This window comes from Bradyrhizobium sp. IAR9 (genome assembly GCF_013408065.1).
In the GTDB taxonomy this organism is placed as follows: Bacteria; Pseudomonadota; Alphaproteobacteria; order Rhizobiales; family Xanthobacteraceae; genus Bradyrhizobium.
Genome location: NZ_JACBZW010000003.1, coordinates 25268 through 48069, shown reverse-complemented (window position 1 = coordinate 48069; position 22802 = coordinate 25268). Strand labels below are relative to the sequence as shown.

General features: G+C 64.3%; 21 protein-coding genes. 16 read left to right on the top strand and 5 right to left on the bottom strand.

The window, feature by feature from the left end:
- Positions 1-54 precede the first annotated feature (54 nt).
- Both GGD67_RS09220 and thpR read left to right on the top strand, forming a co-directional pair.
- Complete coding sequence (locus GGD67_RS09220) at positions 55-696, top strand: arylesterase (RefSeq protein ID WP_179733012.1); 642 nt, start codon at positions 55-57, stop codon at positions 694-696.
- Positions 697-870: 174 nt separating this feature from the next.
- A complete protein-coding gene (gene thpR, locus GGD67_RS09215; protein ID WP_026202086.1) occupies positions 871-1407 on the top strand; it encodes an RNA 2',3'-cyclic phosphodiesterase in 537 nt (178 codons plus the stop codon).
- 19 nt (positions 1408-1426) lie between these two features.
- On the opposite strand, the gene GGD67_RS09210 is transcribed toward thpR, so the two are convergent.
- On the bottom strand, positions 1427-1831 hold the full coding sequence (locus GGD67_RS09210) for a type II toxin-antitoxin system VapC family toxin (RefSeq protein WP_179732302.1): 405 nt from the start codon (positions 1829-1831) through the stop codon (positions 1427-1429).
- Complete coding sequence (locus GGD67_RS09205; protein WP_179732300.1) at positions 1831-2085, bottom strand: type II toxin-antitoxin system VapB family antitoxin; 255 nt, start codon at positions 2083-2085, stop codon at positions 1831-1833. The genes GGD67_RS09210 and GGD67_RS09205 overlap by 1 nt, the downstream gene beginning before the upstream one ends.
- Positions 2086-2245: 160 nt before the next feature.
- On the opposite strand from GGD67_RS09205, the gene zapE reads away from it, so the two are divergent.
- From zapE to GGD67_RS09150, 11 genes are all read left to right on the top strand, one after another.
- Positions 2246-3430 carry a cell division protein ZapE gene (gene zapE, locus GGD67_RS09200; RefSeq protein WP_018318873.1) on the top strand — a complete coding sequence of 395 codons (1185 nt, stop codon included), beginning with the start codon at positions 2246-2248 and terminating at the stop codon, positions 3428-3430.
- A gap of 248 nt (positions 3431-3678) precedes the next feature.
- Complete coding sequence (gene mdh / locus GGD67_RS09195; RefSeq protein WP_008145224.1) at positions 3679-4647, top strand: malate dehydrogenase; 969 nt, start codon at positions 3679-3681, stop codon at positions 4645-4647.
- Between the two features lie 207 nt (positions 4648-4854).
- The gene (gene sucC / locus GGD67_RS09190) at positions 4855-6051 is read left to right on the top strand and encodes an ADP-forming succinate--CoA ligase subunit beta (protein ID WP_018318872.1); all 1197 of its coding nucleotides are present in this window, start codon (positions 4855-4857) and stop codon (positions 6049-6051) included.
- Between the two features lie 4 nt (positions 6052-6055).
- Positions 6056-6535: a DUF1579 family protein gene (locus GGD67_RS09185; protein WP_018318871.1), complete on the top strand. Its 480-nt coding sequence runs from the start codon at positions 6056-6058 to the stop codon at positions 6533-6535.
- 36 nt (positions 6536-6571) lie between these two features.
- Entirely contained in the window at positions 6572-7456 is an 885-nt protein-coding gene (sucD, locus tag GGD67_RS09180) for a succinate--CoA ligase subunit alpha (protein WP_018318870.1), read from the top strand.
- Positions 7457-7593: 137 nt separating this feature from the next.
- Complete coding sequence (locus GGD67_RS09175) at positions 7594-10563, top strand: 2-oxoglutarate dehydrogenase E1 component (RefSeq protein ID WP_018318869.1); 2970 nt, start codon at positions 7594-7596, stop codon at positions 10561-10563.
- Between the two features lie 177 nt (positions 10564-10740).
- Positions 10741-11985: a 2-oxoglutarate dehydrogenase complex dihydrolipoyllysine-residue succinyltransferase gene (gene odhB / locus GGD67_RS09170; protein ID WP_179732298.1), complete on the top strand. Its 1245-nt coding sequence runs from the start codon at positions 10741-10743 to the stop codon at positions 11983-11985.
- A gap of 11 nt (positions 11986-11996) precedes the next feature.
- Complete coding sequence (locus tag GGD67_RS09165) at positions 11997-12230, top strand: hypothetical protein (RefSeq protein ID WP_018318867.1); 234 nt, start codon at positions 11997-11999, stop codon at positions 12228-12230.
- Between the two features lie 25 nt (positions 12231-12255).
- Positions 12256-13005 (top strand): SDR family oxidoreductase, encoded by a 750-nt coding sequence (locus GGD67_RS09160; protein ID WP_063685015.1) that lies wholly within the window; start codon positions 12256-12258, stop codon positions 13003-13005.
- Positions 13006-13062: 57 nt separating this feature from the next.
- A complete protein-coding gene (lpdA, locus tag GGD67_RS09155; protein ID WP_179732296.1) occupies positions 13063-14463 on the top strand; it encodes a dihydrolipoyl dehydrogenase in 1401 nt (466 codons plus the stop codon).
- A 34-nt stretch (positions 14464-14497) separates the two neighbouring features.
- On the top strand, positions 14498-15028 hold the full coding sequence (locus GGD67_RS09150; protein ID WP_179732294.1) for a hypothetical protein: 531 nt from the start codon (positions 14498-14500) through the stop codon (positions 15026-15028).
- Between the two features lie 180 nt (positions 15029-15208).
- On the opposite strand, the gene GGD67_RS09145 is transcribed toward GGD67_RS09150, so the two are convergent.
- Both GGD67_RS09145 and GGD67_RS09140 read right to left on the bottom strand, forming a co-directional pair.
- On the bottom strand, positions 15209-15796 hold the full coding sequence (locus GGD67_RS09145) for a DUF4337 domain-containing protein (RefSeq protein WP_018318863.1): 588 nt from the start codon (positions 15794-15796) through the stop codon (positions 15209-15211).
- Positions 15797-15893: 97 nt separating this feature from the next.
- Positions 15894-16859 carry a tyrosine recombinase XerC gene (locus GGD67_RS09140; RefSeq protein ID WP_097669016.1) on the bottom strand — a complete coding sequence of 322 codons (966 nt, stop codon included), beginning with the start codon at positions 16857-16859 and terminating at the stop codon, positions 15894-15896.
- A gap of 110 nt (positions 16860-16969) precedes the next feature.
- Between GGD67_RS09140 and GGD67_RS09135 the strand changes: the two genes are divergently transcribed.
- A complete protein-coding gene (locus tag GGD67_RS09135; RefSeq protein ID WP_179732292.1) occupies positions 16970-19180 on the top strand; it encodes a primosomal protein N' in 2211 nt (736 codons plus the stop codon).
- A gap of 272 nt (positions 19181-19452) precedes the next feature.
- Here the strand turns inward: GGD67_RS09135 and GGD67_RS09130 are convergent, their stop codons facing one another.
- Complete coding sequence (locus GGD67_RS09130) at positions 19453-19953, bottom strand: septal ring lytic transglycosylase RlpA family protein (RefSeq protein WP_018318860.1); 501 nt, start codon at positions 19951-19953, stop codon at positions 19453-19455.
- A gap of 685 nt (positions 19954-20638) precedes the next feature.
- Between GGD67_RS09130 and GGD67_RS09125 the strand changes: the two genes are divergently transcribed.
- Positions 20639-21199 (top strand): F0F1 ATP synthase subunit delta, encoded by a 561-nt coding sequence (locus tag GGD67_RS09125; RefSeq protein ID WP_092261423.1) that lies wholly within the window; start codon positions 20639-20641, stop codon positions 21197-21199.
- Complete coding sequence (atpA, locus tag GGD67_RS09120) at positions 21199-22728, top strand: F0F1 ATP synthase subunit alpha (RefSeq protein WP_018318858.1); 1530 nt, start codon at positions 21199-21201, stop codon at positions 22726-22728. The genes GGD67_RS09125 and atpA overlap by 1 nt, the downstream gene beginning before the upstream one ends.
- Positions 22729-22802 lie beyond the last annotated feature (74 nt).

Here is a 22802-nt window from a genome sequence, read left to right as displayed (position 1 = left end):
GTCCGGTCATATGGCAACTCCGATGGCGCGGTCGAGAGGCGTTACGGATTGTTCATGCACATAGCCGTGTTGATGCTCGGTTTGATGACGATCGCGACAACGCCGTCGTTGCAGGCCCAGCCGGCCAAACCGATCAAGCTGGTCGTCCTCGGCGATTCCCTGAGTGCGGGCCTCGGCCTCTCGGCCCAGGATTCGTTCCCGGCCAAGCTCAAAAAATCCTTGCAGGACAAAGGTATAGAGGTCGACATGACCAACGCCGGCGTGTCCGGCGACACCTCTTCGGGCGGCCGTGACCGGCTCGACTGGTCGGTCCCCGACGGAACCGACGGCGTCATCGTCGAGCTCGGCGCCAACGACGCCCTGCGCGGCGTCGATCCCGATTTGACGCGCGCCGCGCTTACCGACATCGTCCAGCGGCTGAAGGCGCGCAAGATTGCGGTGATGCTGTGCGGCATGCTGGCGCCGCCGAATTACGGCGCCGACTATGCCGCGCGCTTCAATTCGATTTATCCGGATCTGGTGAAGAAATTCGACGTGCCGCTCTATCCGTTCTTTCTCGAGGGCGTTGCGGCCGACGCCAAGCTCAACCAGGCCGACGGCATTCATCCGACTGCGGCCGGCGTCGACATCATCGTCGGCAACATCATGCCCACCGTGGAGGCATTCCTTGGCACCATCGCTGAGCAACGGCGTTGAAAAGCGGGCAGCGCCAACCGTCATACCCAGGGTTTTACCGGGGTGAGGCGCGCGATGCTTCGCAGAGTCACACAACTGCGATAGGAATCAGGGTACCGGTGATTCGTCACCGGCTCTAAAATTTGGATATGGTCTGTCCCTCGGATCATGCCCAAGCATCGGGAGTGCGAAACGATGCCGCGTTTGTTCACTGGTCTGGAAATCCCGGCCGAAGTCAGCCAGACGCTTTCCAATTTGCGGGGTGGCCTTCCCGGCGCCCGCTGGATCGATCCCGAAAATTATCACGTCACCCTGCGCTTCATCGGCGATATCGACGGCCTGTCCGCCAACGAGATCGCATCGATGCTGTTTCGCGTCGACCGCAAGCCCTTCGAGGTGAAGGTGCAGGGGCTGACGAGTTTTGGCGGCCGCAAGCCGAGAGCGGTCGTTGCGACGATCGCACCGAGCAGGCCGCTGATGGAATTGCAGGCCGAGCTCGAGCGCATGATGCAGCGGATCGGTCTCAACCCTGAAGGCCGCAAGTTCATCCCGCATGTCACGCTCGCCCGGCTGCACGATGCCTCCGATCGCGACGTCGCCGACTATCTCTCGCTGCGTGGCTACTTCCCGAGCAAGGCGTTCATGGCGGAGCGGTTTGTGCTGTTCTCGTCGCGCGCCTCCACTGGCGGCGGGCCGTATGTGGTCGAGGACGCCTACGAGCTGTGTGAGTAGGCTCCCAAACTCGGCGGCGTTACCGCAGCGGCGCAGCGCCTGCTCGACTGATATCGGTCATTGCGAAGTCTTCGCCTTTGAAAAGCAAAGGTTCGCCGCGAGTCATAGCCAGCGCGTAAGAGAGGCAATCGCCGTAGTTGAGCGACGCGGCGTGACGCCCCTTGCCGTAGCGCCGCCAGGCGCGCCGTGCGGCATCGACTTGCACGGCATCGACCGCGACGATCTCTGCACCGAGCTTGACGAGCCAGAGATCGAACTCACGCCCGCCTGAATCGCCCAGCCGGGTTTCGATCACCATCGTTGCTTCAAGCACCGTGGCTGCAGAGATCAGGCGGATCGGATCATCCACAATCAGTCGCTCAATATCGGCTGCATCGTCTTCGTTGAGCGCGATTGCCACGATCGCCGATGTGTCGATCACCATCAGCGTGGCAATCCATACTCGTCGTATCCGAGAATTTCCTCAGGCGTGCGGTCGTCCACGACGCGCATTTCGCTCCAGCGACGCCTGATCTCGGCCATGTCTTCCAGTAGCGCGTCTTTGCGCGTTTGACCCCCGAGCCGACGCAGCCGCTCCTCTATGGCGCGCTTGGTCGCGGTCGTGATGTTCTCGCCAGTCAGTTGCGCGAGACTCCGTGCCAACCGCTCGGTTTCGGGGTCCTTGATGCTCAGGGCCATATGAGGATCCTTAGTTCCTAAATAGGTATATTCTACCTAAATGGCGCGTAATAGGCTAGGAGGGCGTCCAAGGTCGGCGATCTCCTCTGAAAATCAAGCGCATAAGCCGTTGCGCCAATACGCGGTTGCAATTTCCGCCGGTCTCTGGCGGTAAAGGGCCATGCTCTCGACCCCCAGTTCTCCCTTCAGCGAAGCCTATCAGGCCCAGATCGCCTCCGGCGCGATCGAGCCCGATGCTGCGCAGGCCGAGGTTGCCGAAGCCTATGCGGCGCTCGACCTGCGGCTCGCGGACTACAAGCCGCAGCGCAAGCAGGGCCTGCTCGCCCGCCTGTTCAGCAGTGACAAGGATGAGGCGCCGCGCGGGCTCTACATCCATGGCGAGGTCGGCCGCGGCAAGACCATGCTGATGGATCTGTTCTTCCAGCACGCCTCGGTCGAGCACAAGCGGCGGGCGCATTTCCACGAATTCATGGCCGACGTGCATGAGCGCATCTACGACTATCGCCAGAGCATCGCGCGCGGCGAGATCGCCGATAGCGACGTCATCGCGCTGACCGCGAACGCGATCTTCGAGGAGAGCTGGCTGCTCTGCTTCGACGAATTCCACGTCACCGACATCGCGGATGCGATGATCCTCGGACGCCTGTTCGCCAAATTGTTCGAGCTCGGCACCGTCGTGGTCGCGACCTCCAACGTCGCGCCTGATGATCTCTACAAGGGCGGCTTGAACCGGTCGCTGTTCCTGCCCTTCATCAAGCAGATCACCGACCACATGGACGTCGCGCGGCTCGATGCGCGCACCGACTTCCGGTTGGAAAAACTTCAGGGCGTGCCGATGTGGCTGACGCCAGCGGACGCTGATGCGGACGCGGCGCTCGACCGCGCCTGGTCGCGGATGTCGGGCAGCGCCAAATGCAAGTCGCGCGATATTTCGATCAAGGGCCGCATCCTGCACGTGCCGTGCTCGGCCCATGGCGTGGCGCGGTTCTCGTTTGCCGATCTCTGCGAGAAGCCGCTGGGCGCATCCGACTACCTCAGGCTGGCGCACGACTATCACACCATCCTGGTCGACCATATTCCAGTGATGGACCAGTCCCAGCGCAACGCCGCCAAGCGCTTCATCACGCTGATCGACGCGCTCTATGACAATGCCGTGAAGCTGATGGCCTCGGCCGATGCCAACCCGATTTCGCTCTACCTGGCCCATGAGGGCGTTGAGGCCATGGAGTTCAAGCGGACGGCGTCGCGCCTGATCGAGATGAGCTCGGAATCCTATCTGGCGCTGGCTCACGGCCGCAAGGATTCCACCGCAAGCGGCTCCACCAAGGGGCTGGTGGAGACTTAAGTCCTATTTGCCAGCCCTGTCATTCCGGGGCGCGCACCAGCACGAACCCGGATTCTCGCGCTACCATTTCGAGATTTCGGGTTCGCCCGTGCAATGGCGCGGGTGCCCCGGAATGACGGCTTTAGGTCTGCGGGTTGGAATCGCGCCAAGCCCGACAATTGGGCATCCGGCGACTTGAACGGGGGAGGCGAAAGGGATAACCACCCTCTCAGTTTTCCCCACCTTACGTGTCTAAAGGACAGGCTCACATGGCGCGCGACAAGATTGCTTTGATTGGCTCCGGTCAGATCGGCGGAACGCTGGCTCATCTCATCGGCCTGAAGGAGCTGGGCGACGTGGTGATGTTCGACATCGCCGAAGGCGTGCCGCAGGGCAAGGCGCTCGACATCGCGCAGTCCTCGCCGGTCGACGGCTTTGACGCGCACTACACCGGCGCGAACTCCTACGAGGCGCTCGACAACGCCAAGGTCTGCATCGTCACTGCCGGCGTGCCGCGCAAGCCCGGCATGAGCCGCGACGATCTTCTCTCCATCAACCTCAAGGTCATGGAGCAGGTCGGCGCTGGCATCAAGAAGTACGCCCCCGACGCCTTCGTCATCTGCATCACCAACCCGCTCGACGCGATGGTCTGGGCGCTGCAGAAGGCTTCGGGCCTGCCGCACAAGAAGGTCGTCGGCATGGCCGGCGTGCTGGATTCGGCCCGCTTCCGCTACTTCCTGGCCGACGAGTTCAACGTCTCGGTCGAGGACGTCACCGCCTTCGTGCTCGGTGGCCATGGCGACACCATGGTGCCGCTGGTGAAGTACTCCACCGTCGCCGGCATTCCGCTGCCCGACCTCGTCAAGATGGGCTGGACCTCGCAGGCGCGTCTCGACGAGATCGTCGACCGCACCCGCAACGGCGGCGCCGAGATCGTCAACCTGCTCAAGACCGGCTCGGCCTTCTATGCGCCTGCCGCGTCCGCGATCGCGATGGCCGAGAGCTATCTGCGTGACAAGAAGCGCGTGCTGCCCTCGGCCGCGTACCTGAACGGCGAATACGGCGTGAAGGACATGTATGTCGGCGTGCCCGTCGTGATTGGCTCCAAGGGCGTCGAGCGCGTCGTCGAGATTGAGCTCGCCGGCAAGGACCGCGAGGCCTTCGACAAGTCGGTCGGCGCGGTGCAGGGCCTGGTCGACGCCTGCAAGAAGATCGCCCCCGATCTTCTCGGCCGCTAAGAGCCAAACACTTCCCGCCGAAGTCCGAAAACCGGTCTTCGGCGGTTTCATTTCCGGGGCCCGGTTGTCGGGACAGGTTCCGGGTCAGCAGTCCAAGAGATCGATGTCAAAGAATCCGGGTTGCAGTTCCTGTGGTATATGGTATGCCAGCCACAAGACTGAGGTGGGCCCTAGAGGTCACCGCCCGCGGGTTCAGGGAGCGACCATATGAATATCCATGAATATCAGGCCAAAGCGCTGCTGGGTGAGTTCGGCGTGCCGATCTCCAAGGGCGTGCCGGTCCTCAAGGCCACTGACGCGGAAGCCGCCGCCAAGGCGCTGCCCGGTCCGGTCTATGTGGTGAAGAGCCAGATCCACGCCGGTGGCCGCGGCAAGGGCAAGTTCAAGGAAGCCTCGGCCGGCGACAAGGGCGGCGTCCGCATCGCCAAGTCGGCCGCCGAGGTCGCCGAGTTCGCCAAGCAGATGCTCGGCGCCACGCTGGTGACGATCCAGACCGGTCCCGCCGGCAAGCAGGTCAACCGCCTCTACATCGAGGACGGCTCCGACATCGACAAGGAATTCTACCTCTCGATCCTGGTCGACCGCGAGACCTCGCGCGTCTCCTTCGTCGTCTCGACCGAGGGTGGCGTCAACATCGAGGACGTCGCGCACAACAATCCTGAGAAGATCGTGACCTTCTCGGTCGATCCCGCCACCGGCGTCATGGGCCATCACGGCCGCACGGTTGCGAATGCGCTGAAGCTCTCCGGCGATCTCGCCAAGCAGGCTGAGAAGCTCACCGCGCAGCTCTACGCGGCCTTCGTCGCCAAGGACATGTCGATGCTGGAGATCAACCCGCTGGTTGTGACCAAGCAGGGCCAGCTCCGCGTGCTCGACGCCAAGGTGTCGTTCGACGACAACGCGCTGTTCCGTCATCCCGAGGTGCTCGCGCTGCGCGACGAGACCGAGGAAGACGCCAAGGAAATCGAGGCGTCCAAGTACGACCTCAACTACGTCACGCTCGACGGCAACATCGGCTGCATGGTCAACGGCGCCGGTCTCGCCATGGCGACGATGGACATCATCAAGCTCTACGGCATGTCGCCGGCCAACTTCCTCGACGTCGGCGGCAGCGCCAGCAAGGAGAAGGTCGCGGCCGCCTTCAAGATCATCACCGCCGATCCCAACGTGAAGGGCATCCTGGTCAACATCTTCGGCGGCATCATGAAGTGCGACGTGATCGCCGAGGGCGTTACGGCTGCGGTTCGTGAAGTCGGCCTCAGCGTGCCGCTGGTGGTCCGCCTCGAAGGCACCAATGTCGAGCTCGGCAAGAAGATCATCCGAGAGTCCGGCCTGAACGTGGTGCCGGCCGACAATCTCGACGACGCCGCGCAGAAGATCGTGAAGGCCGTCAAGGGAGGCTAAGGCCATGGCCCAGGACCATCTCGCCGCATCATCTCCGCTTCCCGAGCACGCGCGTCTTGCCGCGTTCGCCGGCGAATGGAATGGCGAAGAGGTGGTCTTCCCGTCGCGCTGGACGGCGGGCGGCCCGGCAACTTCGCACGTCGTCGCGCGCATGGACCTGAATGGATTCTATCTGATCCAGGACGCGGTGCAGATGCGCGACGGCAAGCAGATCTTCGCCACCCACGGCATCTTCACCTACGACCGCGACGACCGGACCTACAAACTGTTCTGGTACGACTCGCTCGGCTATACGCCGCCTTCGCCCGCTTCCGGCGGGTGGGTCGGCAATACCCTGACGCTGGTGCGCGGCTCGCTCCGCGGCAATGCGCGCCACGTCTACGAAATTATCAACGAGGATTCCTACTCGTTGAAGATCCAGTTCTCGCCGGACGCGGAAGGCTGGGCCGACGTGCTCACTGGCGTCTACCGCCGCATCCACTGACCCTCTCACTCTGTTAGTTTCGCGAAAGCAGACCTCATGTCCATCCTGATCGACAAGAACACCAAGGTCATCTGCCAGGGCTTCACCGGCAAGAACGGCACCTTCCACTCGGAGGCCGCGATTGCCTACGGCACCAAGATGGTCGGCGGCACCTCGCCGGGCAAAGGCGGCGCGACGCATCTGGGCCTGCCGGTGTTCGACACCGTGCGCGATGCGCGTGAGAAGACCGGCGCCGATGCATCGGTGATCTACGTGCCGCCGCCGGGCGCGGCCGATGCGATCTGCGAAGCCATCGACGCCGAGATCCCGCTGATCGTCTGCATCACCGAGGGCATTCCGGTTGTCGACATGGTCCGCGTGAAGCGTTCGCTGGCCGGCTCCAAGTCGCGCCTGATCGGGCCGAACTGCCCGGGCGTCATGACCGCCGGCGAGTGCAAGATCGGCATCATGCCCGCCAACATCTTCAAGACCGGCTCGGTCGGCATCGTCTCCCGCTCGGGCACGCTGACCTATGAAGCCGTGTTCCAGACCTCCCAGGAAGGCCTCGGCCAGACCACCGCGGTCGGCATCGGCGGCGACCCGGTCAAGGGAACCGAGTTCATCGACGTCCTCGAAATGCTCCTGGCCGACCCCAAGACCGAGTCGATCATCATGATCGGCGAGATCGGCGGTTCCGCCGAGGAGGACGCCGCCCAGTTCCTCAAGGACGAGGCCAAGCGCGGCCGCAAGAAGCCGATGGTCGGCTTCATCGCCGGCGTCACCGCCCCTCCCGGCCGCCGCATGGGCCATGCCGGCGCGATCATCTCGGGCGGCAAGGGCGACGCCGGTTCCAAGACCGAGGCGATGAAATCGGCAGGGATTACAGTGTCCCCGTCGCCCGCCCGCCTCGGCCATACGCTTGCCGAAAAGTTGAAGGGCTAATTCACTTCTTCGTGCTTTTCCGGGCGAAGTTTCGCAGCAAATAGGGTAAAGGGTGCCTGTCGCGCCGAGCCTCTGCCGGGGAGCTCGGTGCCAGCGCCGTTTATTATGCGCGAACCGAAATCGCCAGGAACTCCAGTATGTCTCGCCAGGACGCGAACGCAGCCTTTGCCCTGTCATCCTTTTTGCAGGGCACCAACGCCACCTACATCGACGAAATCTACGCCCGCTACGAGAAGGACCCGTCCTCGGTCGACGCCGAGTGGCAGGAGTTCTTCAAGAGCCTGAACGACCAGCCTTCCGACGTCCGGAAGAATGCCGAAGGGCCGTCCTGGGAGCGCGACAACTGGCCGCTGACCCCGCAGGATGACCTCACCTCCGCCCTCGACGGCAACTGGGCCGAGGTCGAGAAGGCAGTCGGTGCCAAGATCGCCGCCAAGGCGCAGGCCAAGGGGGGTGACAAGGGCGCCGGTCTCTCCTCCGCCGATCTGCTCCAGGCGACGCGCGACTCCGTCCGCGCCCTGATGCTGATCCGCTCCTACCGCATGCGCGGTCACTTCCATGCCAAGCTCGATCCGCTCGGCATCGAAGCCCAGCGCAACCGCGAAGAGCTCGATCCGCGTACCTACGGCTTCAGCGAAGCCGATTTCGACCGCAAGATCTTCCTCGATCACGTGCTCGGTCTCGAATACGGCAGCTTGCGCGAGATCACCGCGATCTGCGAACGCACCTACTGCCAGACGCTCGGCGTCGAGTTCATGCATATCAGCAATGCCGCGCAGAAGGCCTGGATCCAGGAGCGCATCGAGGGTCCGGACAAGGAGATCTCGTTCACCCGCGAAGGTCGCCGCGCCATCCTGATGAAGCTGGTCGAGGCCGAGGGCTTCGAAAAATTCTGCGACACCAAGTTTACCGGCACCAAGCGCTTCGGTCTCGACGGCGCCGAATCGCTGATCCCGGCGCTCGAGCAGATCATCAAGCGCGGTGGCAATCTCGGCGTGAAGGAGATCGTGCTGGGCATGCCGCATCGCGGCCGCCTCAACGTGCTGACGCAGGTGATGGGCAAGGCGCACCGCGCCCTGTTCCACGAATTCAAGGGCGGCTCGGCCAACCCCGACGCGGTCGAAGGCTCCGGCGACGTCAAATATCACCTCGGCGCGTCCTCGGACCGCGAGTTCGACGGCAACCGCATCCATCTGTCGCTGACCGCCAACCCCTCGCATCTCGAGATCGTCGATCCCGTCGTGCTCGGCAAGGTCCGCGCCAAGCAGGACCAGCACGGCGATCCGCCCGACATGCGCATCTCGGTGATGCCGCTCTTGATGCACGGCGACGCCGCGTTCGCCGGCCAGGGCGTGGTGGCCGAGTGCTTCGGCCTGTCCGACCTGAAGGGCTACCGCACCGGCGGTTCCGTGCACTTCATCGTCAACAACCAGATCGGCTTCACCACCTATCCGCGTTACTCGCGCTCCTCGCCCTATCCGTCGGATGTGGCGAAGATGATCGACGCGCCGATCTTCCACGTGAACGGCGACGATCCGGAAGCCGTGGTGTTCGCGGCCAAGGTCGCGATCGAATTCCGGCAGAAATTCCACAAGCCCGTCGTCATCGACATGTGGTGCTATCGCCGCTATGGCCACAATGAGGGCGACGAGCCGGCATTCACTCAGCCGGTGATGTACAAGCGGATCGCGGCCCATGCCTCGACCCTCACCCTCTACTCCAAGCGCCTGATTGCCGAAGGCGTGGTCACCGAGGGTGAAGTCGACAAGCTGAAGGCCGACTGGCGCGCGCGGCTCGACGCCGAGTTCGAGGCCGGCACCTCCTACAAGCCGAACAAGGCCGACTGGCTTGACGGCAAGTGGTCCGGCTTCAAGATCGCCGATCAGGAAGAGGATGCGCGGCGCGGCGTCACCGGCGTTGATCTGCCTGTTCTCAAGGACATCGGCCGCAAGATCACCAAGGTGCCGGATGGTTTCCGCGTCCACCGCACCATCCAGCGCTTCCTGGAAAATCGCGCCAAGGCGATCGACGGCAACGCGGGCATCGACTGGGCGACCGGCGAGGCGCTGGCGTTCTGTACGCTGCTCCAGGAAAACCACCACGTCCGCCTGTCCGGACAGGATTCGGAGCGCGGCACCTTCTCGCAGCGCCACTCGGTCCTGATCGACCAGGAGGATGAGAGCCGCTACACGCCGTTCAACCATCTCGGCCACGAGCAGGGCCATTACGAGGTCATCAACTCGCTGCTGTCGGAAGAAGCCGTGCTCGGCTTCGAATACGGCTACTCGCTCGCCGAGCCGAACACGCTGACCCTCTGGGAAGCCCAGTTCGGCGACTTCGCCAACGGCGCGCAGGTCGTGTTCGACCAGTTCATCTCCTCGGGCGAGCGCAAATGGCTGCGCATGTCCGGCCTCGTCTGCCTGCTGCCGCACGGCTATGAGGGTCAGGGACCGGAGCACTCCTCGGCGCGCCTCGAGCGTTACCTGCAGATGTGCGCCGAAGACAACATGCAGGTGGTCTATCCGACCACGCCGGCGAACTACTTCCACGTGCTGCGTCGCCAGCTTCATCGCGAGATCCGCAAGCCGCTGATCGTGATGACGCCCAAGTCGCTGCTGCGTCACAAGCGGGCAGTGTCGCGCATCGAGGAACTGGCGAAGGACACGACCTTCCACCGCATCCTCTATGATGACGCCCAGATGCTGCCGAACGAAGCCATCAAGCTCGTGCCGGACGAGAAGGTCCGCCGCATCGTGCTGTGCTCCGGCAAGGTCTATTACGACCTCTACGAGGAGCGCGAGAAGCGCGGCATCGACGACATCTATCTGATGCGCGTCGAGCAGCTCTATCCGGTGCCGCTGAAGGCGCTGGTGGCCGAGCTGTCGCGCTTCAAGAAGGCCGAAGTGGTGTGGTGCCAGGAAGAGCCCCGCAACATGGGTGCCTGGCACTTCATCGAGCCCTATCTGGAATGGGTGCTGAACCAGGTGAACGGCGCGAGCCGGCGTCCGCGTTATGTCGGCCGCGCCGCTTCCGCCGCGACCGCTACTGGTCTGATGTCCAAGCATCAGGCACAGCTGAAGGCGTTCCTGGACGAAGCACTGAGCTGAACTTTTTAAACTGCGTCATGCCCCGCCTCGTGCGCAACCAGCGCACCGGGGCGGGGCATCCGGTACGTCGCGATGTCCGTGCAGTGTACGAACGTCCGGCTTGCCGGATGGCTTGCTTTTCGCGGGCCATTGACGACCGACTTATGACCGCACCGGCGATCCCTTAAGGAAAAGACCATGACTGAAATTCGTGTGCCGACGCTCGGCGAATCCGTCACCGAGGCCACCATCGGCCGCTGGTTCAAGAAGGCCGGCGACCCTGTTGCCGTCGACGAGCCCTTGGTGGAGCTCGAGACCGACAAGGTCACCATCGAGGTCCCGGCGCCCTCCGCCGGCACGCTGAGCGAGATCGTCGCGGCCGATGGCGCGACCGTCGCGGTCGGCGCGCTGCTCGGACAGATCACGGAAGGCGCAGGCGCTGCCAAGCCCGCTGCGGCTCCCGCCAAGCCCGCCGCTGCCGCTCCTGCCGCCGCCGCTGCTTCCGCGCCGGCGCCTAGCGCGCCGAAGGCGCCGCCGGCCGACGCGCCGCTCGCCCCCTCAGTGCGCAAGCTCTCGGCCGAGACCGGCGTCGATGCCTCTACCGTTCCGGGCTCCGGCAAGGACGGCCGCGTCACCAAGGGCGACATGCTCGCCGCGATCGAGCGTGCGGCCTCGGCGCCCACCCCGGTGAACCAGCCCGCCGCCGCCGTGCAGGTGCGTGCGCCGTCACCGGCAGACGATGCCGCCCGCGAAGAGCGCGTCAAGATGACCCGCCTGCGCCAGACCATCGCGCGCCGCCTCAAGGACGTGCAGAACACCGCGGCGATGCTGACGACCTTCAACGAGGTCGACATGACCAACGTGATGGCGCTGCGTGCCCACTACAAGGATGCGTTCGAGAAGAAGCACGGCTCCAAGCTCGGCTTCATGGGCTTCTTCACCAAGGCCGTCGTGCAGGCACTGAAGGATATCCCGGCGGTCAACGCCGAGATCGACGGCACCGATTTGATCTACAAGAACTACTACCACATCGGCGTCGCCGTCGGCACCGACAAGGGTCTCGTCGTGCCCGTGGTGCGCGACTGCGACCACAAGTCGATCGCCGACATCGAGAAGGGCATCGCCGATTTCGGCCGCCGCGCCCGCGACGGCCAGCTCAAGATCGACGAGATGCAGGGCGGCACCTTCACCATCACCAATGGCGGCATCTACGGCTCGCTGATGTCGACCCCGATCCTGAACGCGCCGCAATCCGGCATCCTCGGCATGCACAAGATCCAGGAGCGGCCGATGGTCGTCGGCGGCAAGATCGAGGTTCGCCCGATGATGTATCTGGCGCTGTCCTACGATCACCGCGTCATCGACGGCAAGGAAGCCGTCACCTTCCTGGTTCGCGTCAAGGAGAGCCTGGAAGATCCGGCGCGCCTGGTGCTCGATCTCTGAGGGAGGCGACGATGGGGGAGCCGTCGCTTGCGCATGCGCTCATTTCCATGGTGCCGTTCCTGCTGACCACCCTTATCTTTTTCTTCTTCGCGATTCCGATCAGTCGAAGAAAAGGTAAGGGGGTCGGCTTTGCTGCTTGGTGCCTGATTCCGTTTCTCACGCCCTTCATTCTGTTCCATCTGGTGAGCCTCACGGACAAGTCCGTGCTGGATCGATTGGCCGCTCTTGAGGGCAAGACGTCGTAGTGCGCTCGAACTCGTGGGGATTGATGTGACCGATAAAGTCGTTGTCATCACCGGCGGCAGCCGTGGCATTGGCCGCGCGACCGCGATTGCGGCGGCTGCGCGCGGCTATCGCGTCGTGGTCGGCTATGCCAGCAACAAGAAGGCCGCCGATGAGGTTGTCGCCCAGATCGAGGCCGGCAATGGCAAGGCGATCGCGGTGAAATGCGATGTCGCTGAGGAAGGCGACATCCTCGATCTGTTCAAGCAGGCCGACAAGTTCGGCACGTTGGCCGCGCTCGTCAACAATGGCGGTATCGTCGGCACCAGCGGCGTGCGGGTCGACGAGATGTCGGCCGAGCGCATCCAGCGCGTGCTCGCGGTCAACGTCACCGGCTCCATTCTCTGCGCGCGCGAGGCCGTGAAGCGGATGTCCACCAAGCACGGCGGCAAGGGTGGCGTCATCGTCAACCTGTCTTCGGTCGCGGCGCGTCTCGGCGCGCCCAACACCTATGTCGACTATGCCGCGTCCAAGGGCGCGATCGATTCCTTCACCACCGGCCTCGGCTATGAGGTCGCGGGCGAAGGCATTCGTGTCGCGGGCATCCGGCCGGGCCTGATCGATACGGAAATTCACGCCGCCGGCGGCGAGCCCGACCGCGCCCATCGTCTGGCCCATATGGTGCCGATGAAGCGCGTCGGCACCGCCGATGAAATCGCCAATGCCATCGTCTGGCTGATGTCGGACGAGGCTTCCTACATCACCGCAGCAACTCTCGATGTGTCCGGCGGACGCTGACGCGCCGCGCGGACGCTGACACATCCCCATCACGCTAAACCTACGGGACTTTCTCTCATGGCTACCTACGATCTCGTCGTCATCGGCACCGGACCGGGCGGTTATGTCTGCGCGGTGCGCGCAGCCCAGCTCGGCATGAAAGTCGCCGTGGTCGAAAAGAACGCAACCCTCGGCGGCACCTGCCTCAATGTCGGCTGCATGCCGTCGAAGGCGCTGCTGCACGCGTCCGAGATGTTCGAGGAAGCCGGGCACTCCTTCGCCAAGATGGGCGTGTCGGTCTCCTCGCCGAAGCTCGATCTTCCCGCGATGATGAACTTCAAGCAGCAGGGCATCGACGGCAACGTCAAGGGCGTCGAGTTCCTGATGAAGAAGAACAAGATCGACGTGCTCAAGGGCACCGGCAAGATCCTGGGGACCGGCAAGGTCGCGGTCTCCGCCGACGGCAAGTCGCAGACGATCGAAACGAAGAACATCGTGATAGCGACCGGCTCGGACATTGCGCGTCTCAAGGGCATCGAGATCGACGAGAAGCGCATCGTGTCCTCGACCGGCGCGCTGTCGCTCGACAAGGTGCCCGGCAAGCTCTTGATCGTCGGCGCCGGCGTGATCGGCCTCGAGCTCGGTTCGGTCTGGCATCGTCTCGGTGCCGAAGTCGTCGTCGTCGAATTCCTGGATCGCATCCTGCCCGGCATGGACGGCGAGATCGCCAAGCAATTCCAGCGCATCCTGGAAAAGCAGGGCTTTGCGTTCAAGCTTGGCGCCAAGGTCACCGCCGTCGACAGTTCAGGCAAGACGCTGAAGGCGACCATCGAGCCCGCCGCCGGCGGCGCCGCCGAGACGCTGGAAGCCGACGTCGTTCTGGTCTGCATCGGCCGCGTCCCCTACACCGACGCGCTTGGCCTGAAGGAGGCCGGCGTCGCGCTGGACAATCGCGGCCGCGTCCAGATCGATCCGCATTTCGCCACCAGCCTGAAGGGCGTCTATGCCATCGGCGACGTCGTCGCTGGGCCGATGCTAGCGCACAAGGCCGAGGACGAGGGCGTGGCGGTGGCCGAGATCATCGCCGGCCAGGCCGGGCACGTGAATTACGATGTGATCCCAGGCGTCGTGTATACCACGCCGGAAGTGTCCTGCGTCGGCAAGACCGAGGAGGAGCTGAAGCAGGCGGGCACAGCTTACACGGTCGGGAAGTTTCCCTTTACCGCCAATGGCCGCTCCAAGGTCAACCAGACCACTGACGGCTTTGTGAAGATTCTCGCAGATGCGAAGACCGATCGCGTGCTCGGCGTGCACATTATCGGCCGCGAGGCCGGCGAAATGATCCATGAGGCGTGCGTTCTCATGGAGTTTGGCGGCAGTGCGGAGGATCTCGCGCGCACCTGCCACGCGCATCCGACCCGCTCGGAGGCGATCAAGGAAGCCGCGCTTGCAGTCGGCAAGCGAGCCATCCATATGTAGCAACGCGCCCAGCGCCAAATCGGGCGGGGAACACATGCTGCGCCGCCTTCTTCAACCGGTCTGGGTCCTGCTTGCGATCATCTTCCTGATCGAAGCCTGGCTGTGGGACCATCTCGAGCCGATCGTTGCGCGGGTTGTCGCAGCCGTCCCGCTCGCACGTTTCAAGCAATGGCTGACGGAGCGCGTCGATGCGCTGTCGCCGGCCATGACGCTGATCGTGTTCGCGGTCCCCATCGTCCCGCTGTTTCCGCTCAAGCTGGTCGGCCTGTGGCTGCTCACGCATGAATACTGGACCAGCGCGGTCTTCACGATCGTTTTCGCGAAGCTGCTGGGCGTCGGCGTCACCGCCTTCGTGTTCGACGTGACGCGCGACAAGCTTTTGGAGATGCACTGGTTCGAGCGGATCTACGATCTGGTGATGAAGGTCCGCGCCAAGGCGCACCTGCTGGTCGACCCGATCAAGCGCCGTATCCGCGAGCTGATCGCCGGCAACGGCGAGGGCTGGTCGTCACGTACGCTGCGTGTGATCCAGCGTTTCAGGAAGAGCGTGCACCAGGCGCGGTAGCTGCCCGCACATTCAGTCTCTCACCGTCACCGTGAGGTGGCCGCTTCTTCAGCGGCCCTCGAAGGGCGACGGCCCGTCTGCATTTCGGCCGTTCATCCTTCGAGGCTCCGGGCGCAGCGCTGATGCACTGCGCTCCTCGCACCTCAGGATGACGGAGTTGGTGCAACGCTGTTGCACCAATCAATGCAAATGCACCAGATGCGGCCACCACAGGCCGAGGCTGGTCATGAGCAGGCCGGCGAGCGTCAGGATGCCGGCGACATAGGCCAGCGCGAACATGCCGGTGATGATGGTGGCCGAGGCCAGCACGATGCCGATCTGGAAGGCGGCCGACGCCAGCTCGAAGTGATGGTATTTCGCGGTCGCCTCGTCGCGCTCGTGCTCGGCATGCTTGGCCTTCTCGGCGAGCTGCTCGGTGCCTTCGCCGGTCTCCGGCTCGGAGCGGTAGCGCTGCGCGGTCTTGGTCCAGTCGTCGACCTGCTTCTGCACCGCGGGCTTCTGCGCCTCGTCCGCGCCGGCGAGCGCGAGCTTGCCCTGCTCGGCGGCGGTGATCACCACGGTGCGGCGGATGCTCTTGGCCTGGAAGAACGCCCAGAGATTGGCGGCCTCGACGTTCTTGCTGATCGATTCGGTCTGGGCGCCCTTGCCGAGCGTCTCCGAGATCGCCAGGAAGAGCGCCAGCACGGCGATCAGGAGCGCGATCTTCTTGTTCGAGCCGGACGCGTGTTCGGCGTGCTCGGCATGCTCCATGCTTTCATGTGCGCTCATCAGTCTCTCCTGCCTCGGTTCCGCAACGATTGACCGAACCGCGCGGCCTGCGCAAGAGGCAAGGCAGTTATGACGTCAGTGTGTCAGCGCCAATTCTTCACCGCCGCGGATGCGCGCTGGCATAGACTTCCAGCAGGCGCTCGGAATCGATGCCGGTGTAGATCTGCGTGGTCGAGAGCGAGGAATGGCCGAGCAATTCCTGGATGGCGCGCAGGTCCCCGCCGCGTGACAGCAAATGCGTGGCGAAGGAATGCCGCAGCGCGTGCGGCGTGGCGCTGTCGGGCAGGCCGAGCGCGCCGCGCAGCCGCTCCATCGCGAGCTGGATGATGCGCGGACTGAGCGGACCGCCGCGCGCGCCGACGAAGATCGGGCCTTCCGCCGGCAACGGATACGGGCACATCGCGACGTATTCCTGAACGAGCTCGAGCACGTTCTGCAGCACCGGCACCATGCGGGTCTTGTTGCCCTTGCCGGTCACGATCAGCACGTCGCCCTCGCCGGGACGCGGCACCTCGCGGCGCTTCAGGCCGAGCGCCTCGGAGATGCGCAGGCCCGAGCCGTACAAGAGCGCCATCACCGCGGCGTCGCGCGCCAGGATCCAGGTCTCGCGATCCTCGCCGGCCCGCTCGTCGGCATCGGCAAGGCGTTTGGCCGATGCCATCGGCAACGGCTTCGGCAAGGTCTTGGCCACCTTCGGCGCACGGATCGCCGAGAGTGCGCCGACCTTGCCCTTGCCTTCGCGCTCGAGGAAGCGGCCGAAGGAGCGCAGCCCGGCGAGCGCACGCATCAAGCTGCGGCCGGCGATGTCGTCGGCGCGTCGCATCGCCATGAAGGCGCGGACGTCGGTGGCCTCCAACGCCGCGAAGCGCTTCAGCGTCACGCGTTCGCCCCAATGGCTGCAAAGGAAATCCAGGCACTGCCGCAAGTCGCGGCCATAGGCTTCCAGCGTCTTCGGCGACAACCGCCGCTCGGCGCCGAGATGCGACAGCCAGCGCGTCATCTCCTGCGCGATCGAGGGATCGGCGCTGGCCAGCTCGATTTGTGGGGCGACGGCTTTGCTCATGCGCACTGGACGTGGTGATTCCACCCAGTATATCGCATCACATCCGTTTATCGTTCGCTAAGGCCGCCGCAGGGCGCTAGCCTTGAGGCCCCGGTTCCGATTCTTCGTTCATGGATCACACCTCGCGCAGCACCACCGCCCCCACCAACGCGACCGGCATGGTCGACGTGCTGGTGCCGGTCGCGCTCGACCAGACCTATTCCTACAAGGTGCCGCGCGGCATGGAGCTGAAGGCGGGCGATCTCGTCGCCGTGCCGCTCGGGCCGCGCGAGGTGCTGGCCGTGGTCTGGGGGGAGAACGCCAATCCGGATCCGCGCCTGCACAACCGTCTCAAGGAGGTCAGCGAGAAGCTCAACATCCCGCCGCTCAAGCCCGAGCTGCGGCAGGTGGTCGACTGGGTCGCCAATTACACGCTGAGCCCGCGCGGCATGGTGCTGCGCATGTGCTTGCGGATGGGCGAGAATCTCGGCCCCGAGCGGGTGCGTCCCGGCGTGCGGCTGGTCGGCGACCCGCCGAAAAGGCTCACGCCGGCCCGACAGCGCGTGATCGAGGTGCTGTCGGACCGGCTGCTGCACGGCAAGTCGGAAGCGGCCAAGGAGGCCGGCGTCTCCTCGGGCGTGATCGACGGGCTGGTCGACGAAGGCACGCTGACGGTCGAGCCGATGCCGCCGCCTGCCCCGCCGCCGGTGCCCGATCCCGATTTCGGCCGGCCGGACTTTACCCCGCTGCAGCGCGCAGCGGTCGACACGATGCGCGCGCTCGCCGCCAACGGCACCTTCCACGTCGCATTGCTCGACGGCGTCACCGGCTCCGGCAAGACCGAGGTCTATTTCGAGGCGATCGCGGAAGCCATCCGCCGCGGCAGGCAATCGCTGATCCTGATGCCGGAGATCGCGCTCACCGGCCAGTTCCTCGATCGTTTCGCGCAACGTTTCGGCGTGCGGCCGATCGAATGGCATTCCGAGCTGACGCCGCGCACCCGCGCGCGCAACTGGGCTGCGATCTCCGGAGGCAGCGCGCCGGTCGTGGTCGGCGCGCGCTCGGCGCTGTTTTTGCCCTACGCCAATCTCGGCCTGATCGTCGTCGATGAGGAGCACGATCAGGCCTACAAGCAGGACGAGGGCGTGCATTATCATGCCCGCGACATGGCGGTGGTGCGCGCGCATATCGCCAAGATTCCGGTCGTGCTGGCGTCTGCGACACCGTCGGTCGAATCCGAGGTCAACGCGCGCAAGAACCGCTATCAGCGAATCGCGCTGCCCTCGCGCTTCGGCGGCCAGCACATGCCGCATATCGAGGCCATCGACATGCGCCGCGAGCCGCCGGCGCGCGGCCGCTTCATCTCGCCGCGGCTGGCCGGTGAAATCAGAGGCGCGATCGAGAAGCGCGAGCAGGCGCTGCTGTTCCTCAATCGCCGCGGCTATGCGCCGCTGACGCTGTGCCGCGGCTGCGGCCACCGCTTCGCCTGCACCATCTGCGATGCCTGGCTGGTCGATCACCGCTTCCGCCAGCGCCTGGTCTGCCATCATTGCGGCTTCTCGATGCCGCGTCCGCATCTCTGTCCGAACTGTTCGGCCGAGGAATCGCTCGTTGCCGTCGGCCCCGGCGTCGAGCGCCTGCAGGAGGAGGCCGCCGCGCTATTCCCGCAAGCCCGCACCATGGTGCTGTCGAGCGATCTGATCACCTCGATCGAGACCATGCGCTCCGAGCTTGCCGAGATCGCGGAGGGGCGCGTCGACATCATCATCGGCACGCAGCTGGTCGCCAAGGGCCACAATTTCCCGCGGCTCAATCTGGTCGGCGTGGTCGATGCGGATCTGGGCCTGTCCAACGGCGATCCGCGCGCGGCGGAACGGACCTGGCAATTGCTCAACCAGGTGATCGGCCGCGCTGGCCGCGAGCAGGGCCGCGGCGTCGGCTATCTCCAGACCCACCAGCCCGATCATCCCGTGATGAAGGCGCTGATCGCCTGCGACCGCGAGGCCTTCTACGACAGCGAGATCGATCTGCGCGAACGCACGCTGTATCCGCCGTTCGGCCGGCTCGCCAGCCTGATCATCTCCGCCGGCGACCGCCCGAGCGCCGAAGGCCTTGGCCGCCGTCTCGTCGCGCTCGCCCCGCGCGACGAGCGCGTCGTGGTGCTCGGCCCGGCGGAAGCGCCGCTCGCGGTCATCAAGGGCCGCTACCGCTTCCGCATCCTGGTGAAATCGGCGCGCGGTTTCGACCTCTCGGACTATTTGCGCAACTGGCTCGCCGTCTGCCCGAAGCCGACGGGCAATCAGAAGCTCGAAGTCGACGTCGATCCGCAGAGCTTTTTGTAGGGGCCACGCGCATTCGTAGGGTGCGCAAAAGCGCGCGTCTTCGTTCGAAGAACGAAGGCGTAAGCGTGCCTACCACTGAAATTGGTGGGCACGCATCCGCCGCCGCTCTGCGAGCGCCGGAGAATGCTTTGCCCACCCTACGGCAGCTGCGCTCCGCTCGGGCTACGACGTGCCAATAAAAAAGCCCGCGGTCCCCCAAGACCGCGGACTTGTTTCATGCGCGCATCAAACTGATGAAAACTGCGCGCGCTCGATGGACGCTTTATCGCGCCTTAGGAGACGACTTCCGCGGTGACGCGGCCGACGCCGCGACCCGTGAGGCCGATGGCGCGGGCAGCGCCCGTGGAGAGGTCGAGAACCCGGCCGCGAATGAACGGGCCACGGTCATTGATGGTGACGACGACGCTCGAGCCGCCGTGGGTGACGCGCAGCTTGGTGCCGAACGGCAGCGAACGGTGCGCCGCGGTCATAGCATTCTGGTTGAAGCGCTGGCCCGAGGCCGTGCGGCTGCCGGACTCGTTGCCGTAAAAGGAGGCCATGCCGGAGAAGCTGTGGCCCGTGCCCGAGGTCGGCGTCATCGACGCATTGGCGTTGCGCCAATCGGAGGTCGCGTTGGTATCGGTCTGAGCGTGGTGGCGGTGATGATGATGCCGGTGATGCCGGGATTTGGCGGAAGCTTCGGTGGCAGTTCCACCGATGAGAAGAGTTGCGGCAATGAAAGCGATCGCCGTGCGCGGCCGGGTCACAAAGCCCAGCGTCTTCAAAGACAGCATTTAGTGGTCCCTAAGCTAGTATTGCCACACATGTGGCTAGTGGAGCCCCCATCAGTTTGTGAGCGGATTGGCGTTTCGATTCCTAATGAGGCGTGAATTGGGCAGTAAATCCATTCTGTGTCGTCATGAAATATCTTGTTACCGGTACAAGATATTCAGCCGATGCCCCTTAATCTTCGCCTTTAACGATTTGTTAACCTATGAAATACTTCAAAATACTGTAAAAGCGAAGTCATCACCTTGAGCATTTAGAATTGGGTAAGTATTCGGCGAGTGGAGCTGGCGAGGCCAGAATCACGCCTCAGCGATCCGTGTTCATGGCCGCTATGCGCTGAGAGCAGGAACCAACAAGGCGAGACACGGCAGAGCCGCCGCGACAATTCCGTGACGCGGCACCTCGTCACCATGTCCTTGCTCAAGTCCCTGATACGGTCGTCGGATCAGGTGGTGATCGATGCATCCCGCGTGCGACGAACTGGCGACAGAACCTCGTGCCTTTAATTTGGCGTCATGTTGCACCTGCGCGCCTGCTATGTTAGCAAAGCCGCGATTTTCACGGATCCGGCACCTCCCGTGTCGGCCGGAAATCGAAGTCCCGCTTGAATTCCAAGGGCTTGGATCGCTTGGCGCCGCTTTGTGGCGACGGTTTTTCCCTTGCGAGTTTGACAGCAAAAAGAGCGCGTCTGTGGCTGCAGAAGATACGTCCGTTTCAGGTGTGTCCGGCCGTTATGCAACGGCCTTGTTTGAACTGGCCCGCGACCAGAAAGTGGTCGACGAGGTCAAAGCCGATCTCGAGAAATTCGAGGCCATGCTGAATGAGAGCGCCGATCTAAAGCGCCTCGTCCGCAGCCCGGTTTTCGCGGCCGATGCCCAGTCCAAGGCCCTTTCGGCCGTGCTGGCCAAGGCCGGCATCGCCGGCATCACCGCCAATTTCCTGAAGGTCCTGACCGCCAATCGCCGCCTGTTTGCGGTGGTCGACGTCATTCGCGCCTACCGGGCCCTGGTCGCCAGGTTCAAGGGCGAGGTGACGGCCGACGTCACCGTGGCGGAAACGCTTTCGGACAAGAATCTCGACGCCCTCAAGGTTGCCCTGAAGTCGGTGACCGGCAAGGACGTCGCGCTCAACGTGAATGTCGATCCCTCGATCATCGGTGGCCTCGTCGTCAAGCTCGGCAGCCGCATGATCGATAGTTCGCTTCGCACCAAACTCAATTCGATCAAGCACGCGATGAAAGAGGCAGGCTGATGGACATCCGCGCCGCGGAAATTTCCGCGATCCTCAAGGACCAGATCAAGAATTTCGGCCAGGAAGCTGAAGTCTCCGAAGTCGGACAGGTGCTGTCCGTCGGCGACGGTATCGCTCGCGTCTATGGTCTGGACAACGTCCAGGCCGGCGAGATGGTCGAGTTCGAGAACGGCACCCGCGGCATGGCGCTGAACCTCGAAACCGACAACGTCGGCGTCGTGATCTTCGGCGGCGACCGAGAGATCAAGGAAGGCCAGACCGTCAAGCGCACCCGCGCCATCGTGGACGCGCCGGTCGGCAAGGGCCTGCTCGGCCGCGTCGTCGACGCGCTTGGCAATCCGATCGACGGCAAGGGCCCGATCCAGGCCGACAAGCGCATGCGCGTCGACGTCAAGGCGCCCGGCATCATTCCGCGCAAGTCGGTGAGCGAGCCGATGGCGACCGGCCTCAAGGCGATCGACGCCCTGATCCCGATCGGCCGCGGCCAGCGCGAGCTGATCATCGGCGACCGTCAGACCGGCAAGACCGCGATCGCGCTCGACACCATCCTGAACCAGAAGCCGCTCAACGCGCAGCCCGACGAGAACATCAAGCTGTACTGCGTCTACGTCGCGGTCGGCCAGAAGCGCTCGACGGTTGCCCAGTTCGTGAAGGTGCTGGAAGAGCAGGGCGCGCTCGAATATTCGATCGTCGTCGCCGCCACCGCGTCGGATCCGGCGCCGATGCAGTACATCGCGCCGTTCACCGCCTGCACCATGGGCGAGTTCTTCCGCGACAACGGCATGCACGCGGTCATCATCTATGACGATCTGTCCAAGCAGGCCGTCGCCTACCGCCAGATGTCGCTGCTGCTGCGCCGCCCGCCGGGCCGCGAAGCCTATCCGGGCGACGTGTTCTACCTGCATTCCCGTCTGCTCGAGCGCGCGGCCAAGCTCAGCAAGGATCACGGCTCGGGCTCGCTGACCGCACTGCCGGTCATCGAAACCCAGGCCAACGACGTGTCGGCCTACATTCCGACCAACGTCATCTCGATCACCGACGGTCAGATCTTCCTGGAAACCGACCTGTTCTTCCAGGGCATCCGTCCCGCGGTGAACGTCGGTCTGTCGGTGTCGCGCGTCGGCTCGTCGGCACAGACCAAGGCCACCAAGAAGGTCGCCGGCAAGATCAAGGGCGAGCTCGCGCAGTACCGCGAAATGGCGGCGTTCGCGCAGTTCGGCTCCGATCTCGACGCCTCGACCCAGCGCCTGCTGAACCGCGGCTCGCGCCTGACCGAGCTCCTGAAGCAGCCGCAGTTCGCGCCGCTGAAGATGGAAGAGCAGGTCTGCGTGATCTGGGCCGGCACCAACGGCTATCTCGATCCGCTCCCGGTCAACAAGGTGCGCGCGTTCGAGGACGGCCTGCTGTCGCTGCTGCGCGGCAAGAACGTCGACATCCTCAATTCGATCCGCGACACCCGCGACCTCTCCGACGACGTGGCTGCCAAGCTGAAGTCGGTGGTCGAAGGTTTTGCGAAGAGCTTCGCTTAATCGCAGCATGGCCGGGTCACCCGGCCATGATCGCTTCGCGAGAGGCAAGACAATAAGAAGCGTGCCCGGCGCCC

What these genes read in the sequence shown, in the direction of transcription:
- GGD67_RS09220 (WP_179733012.1), top strand. Translation starts at nt 55, where the DNA reads ATGCACATAGCCGTGTTGATGCTCGGTTTGATGACGATCGCGACAACG.
- thpR (WP_026202086.1), top strand. Translation starts at nt 871, where the DNA reads ATGCCGCGTTTGTTCACTGGTCTGGAAATCCCGGCCGAAGTCAGCCAG.
- GGD67_RS09210 (WP_179732302.1), bottom strand. Translation starts at nt 1,831, where the DNA reads ATGGTGATCGACACATCGGCGATCGTGGCAATCGCGCTCAACGAAGAC.
- GGD67_RS09205 (WP_179732300.1), bottom strand. Translation starts at nt 2,085, where the DNA reads ATGGCCCTGAGCATCAAGGACCCCGAAACCGAGCGGTTGGCACGGAGT.
- zapE (WP_018318873.1), top strand. Translation starts at nt 2,246, where the DNA reads ATGCTCTCGACCCCCAGTTCTCCCTTCAGCGAAGCCTATCAGGCCCAG.
- mdh (WP_008145224.1), top strand. Translation starts at nt 3,679, where the DNA reads ATGGCGCGCGACAAGATTGCTTTGATTGGCTCCGGTCAGATCGGCGGA.
- sucC (WP_018318872.1), top strand. Translation starts at nt 4,855, where the DNA reads ATGAATATCCATGAATATCAGGCCAAAGCGCTGCTGGGTGAGTTCGGC.
- GGD67_RS09185 (WP_018318871.1), top strand. Translation starts at nt 6,056, where the DNA reads ATGGCCCAGGACCATCTCGCCGCATCATCTCCGCTTCCCGAGCACGCG.
- sucD (WP_018318870.1), top strand. Translation starts at nt 6,572, where the DNA reads ATGTCCATCCTGATCGACAAGAACACCAAGGTCATCTGCCAGGGCTTC.
- GGD67_RS09175 (WP_018318869.1), top strand. Translation starts at nt 7,594, where the DNA reads ATGTCTCGCCAGGACGCGAACGCAGCCTTTGCCCTGTCATCCTTTTTG.
- odhB (WP_179732298.1), top strand. Translation starts at nt 10,741, where the DNA reads ATGACTGAAATTCGTGTGCCGACGCTCGGCGAATCCGTCACCGAGGCC.
- GGD67_RS09165 (WP_018318867.1), top strand. Translation starts at nt 11,997, where the DNA reads ATGGGGGAGCCGTCGCTTGCGCATGCGCTCATTTCCATGGTGCCGTTC.
- lpdA (WP_179732296.1), top strand. Translation starts at nt 13,063, where the DNA reads ATGGCTACCTACGATCTCGTCGTCATCGGCACCGGACCGGGCGGTTAT.
- GGD67_RS09150 (WP_179732294.1), top strand. Translation starts at nt 14,498, where the DNA reads ATGCTGCGCCGCCTTCTTCAACCGGTCTGGGTCCTGCTTGCGATCATC.
- GGD67_RS09145 (WP_018318863.1), bottom strand. Translation starts at nt 15,796, where the DNA reads ATGAGCGCACATGAAAGCATGGAGCATGCCGAGCACGCCGAACACGCG.
- GGD67_RS09140 (WP_097669016.1), bottom strand. Translation starts at nt 16,859, where the DNA reads ATGAGCAAAGCCGTCGCCCCACAAATCGAGCTGGCCAGCGCCGATCCC.
- GGD67_RS09135 (WP_179732292.1), top strand. Translation starts at nt 16,970, where the DNA reads ATGGATCACACCTCGCGCAGCACCACCGCCCCCACCAACGCGACCGGC.
- GGD67_RS09130 (WP_018318860.1), bottom strand. Translation starts at nt 19,953, where the DNA reads ATGCTGTCTTTGAAGACGCTGGGCTTTGTGACCCGGCCGCGCACGGCG.
- atpA (WP_018318858.1), top strand. Translation starts at nt 21,199, where the DNA reads ATGGACATCCGCGCCGCGGAAATTTCCGCGATCCTCAAGGACCAGATC.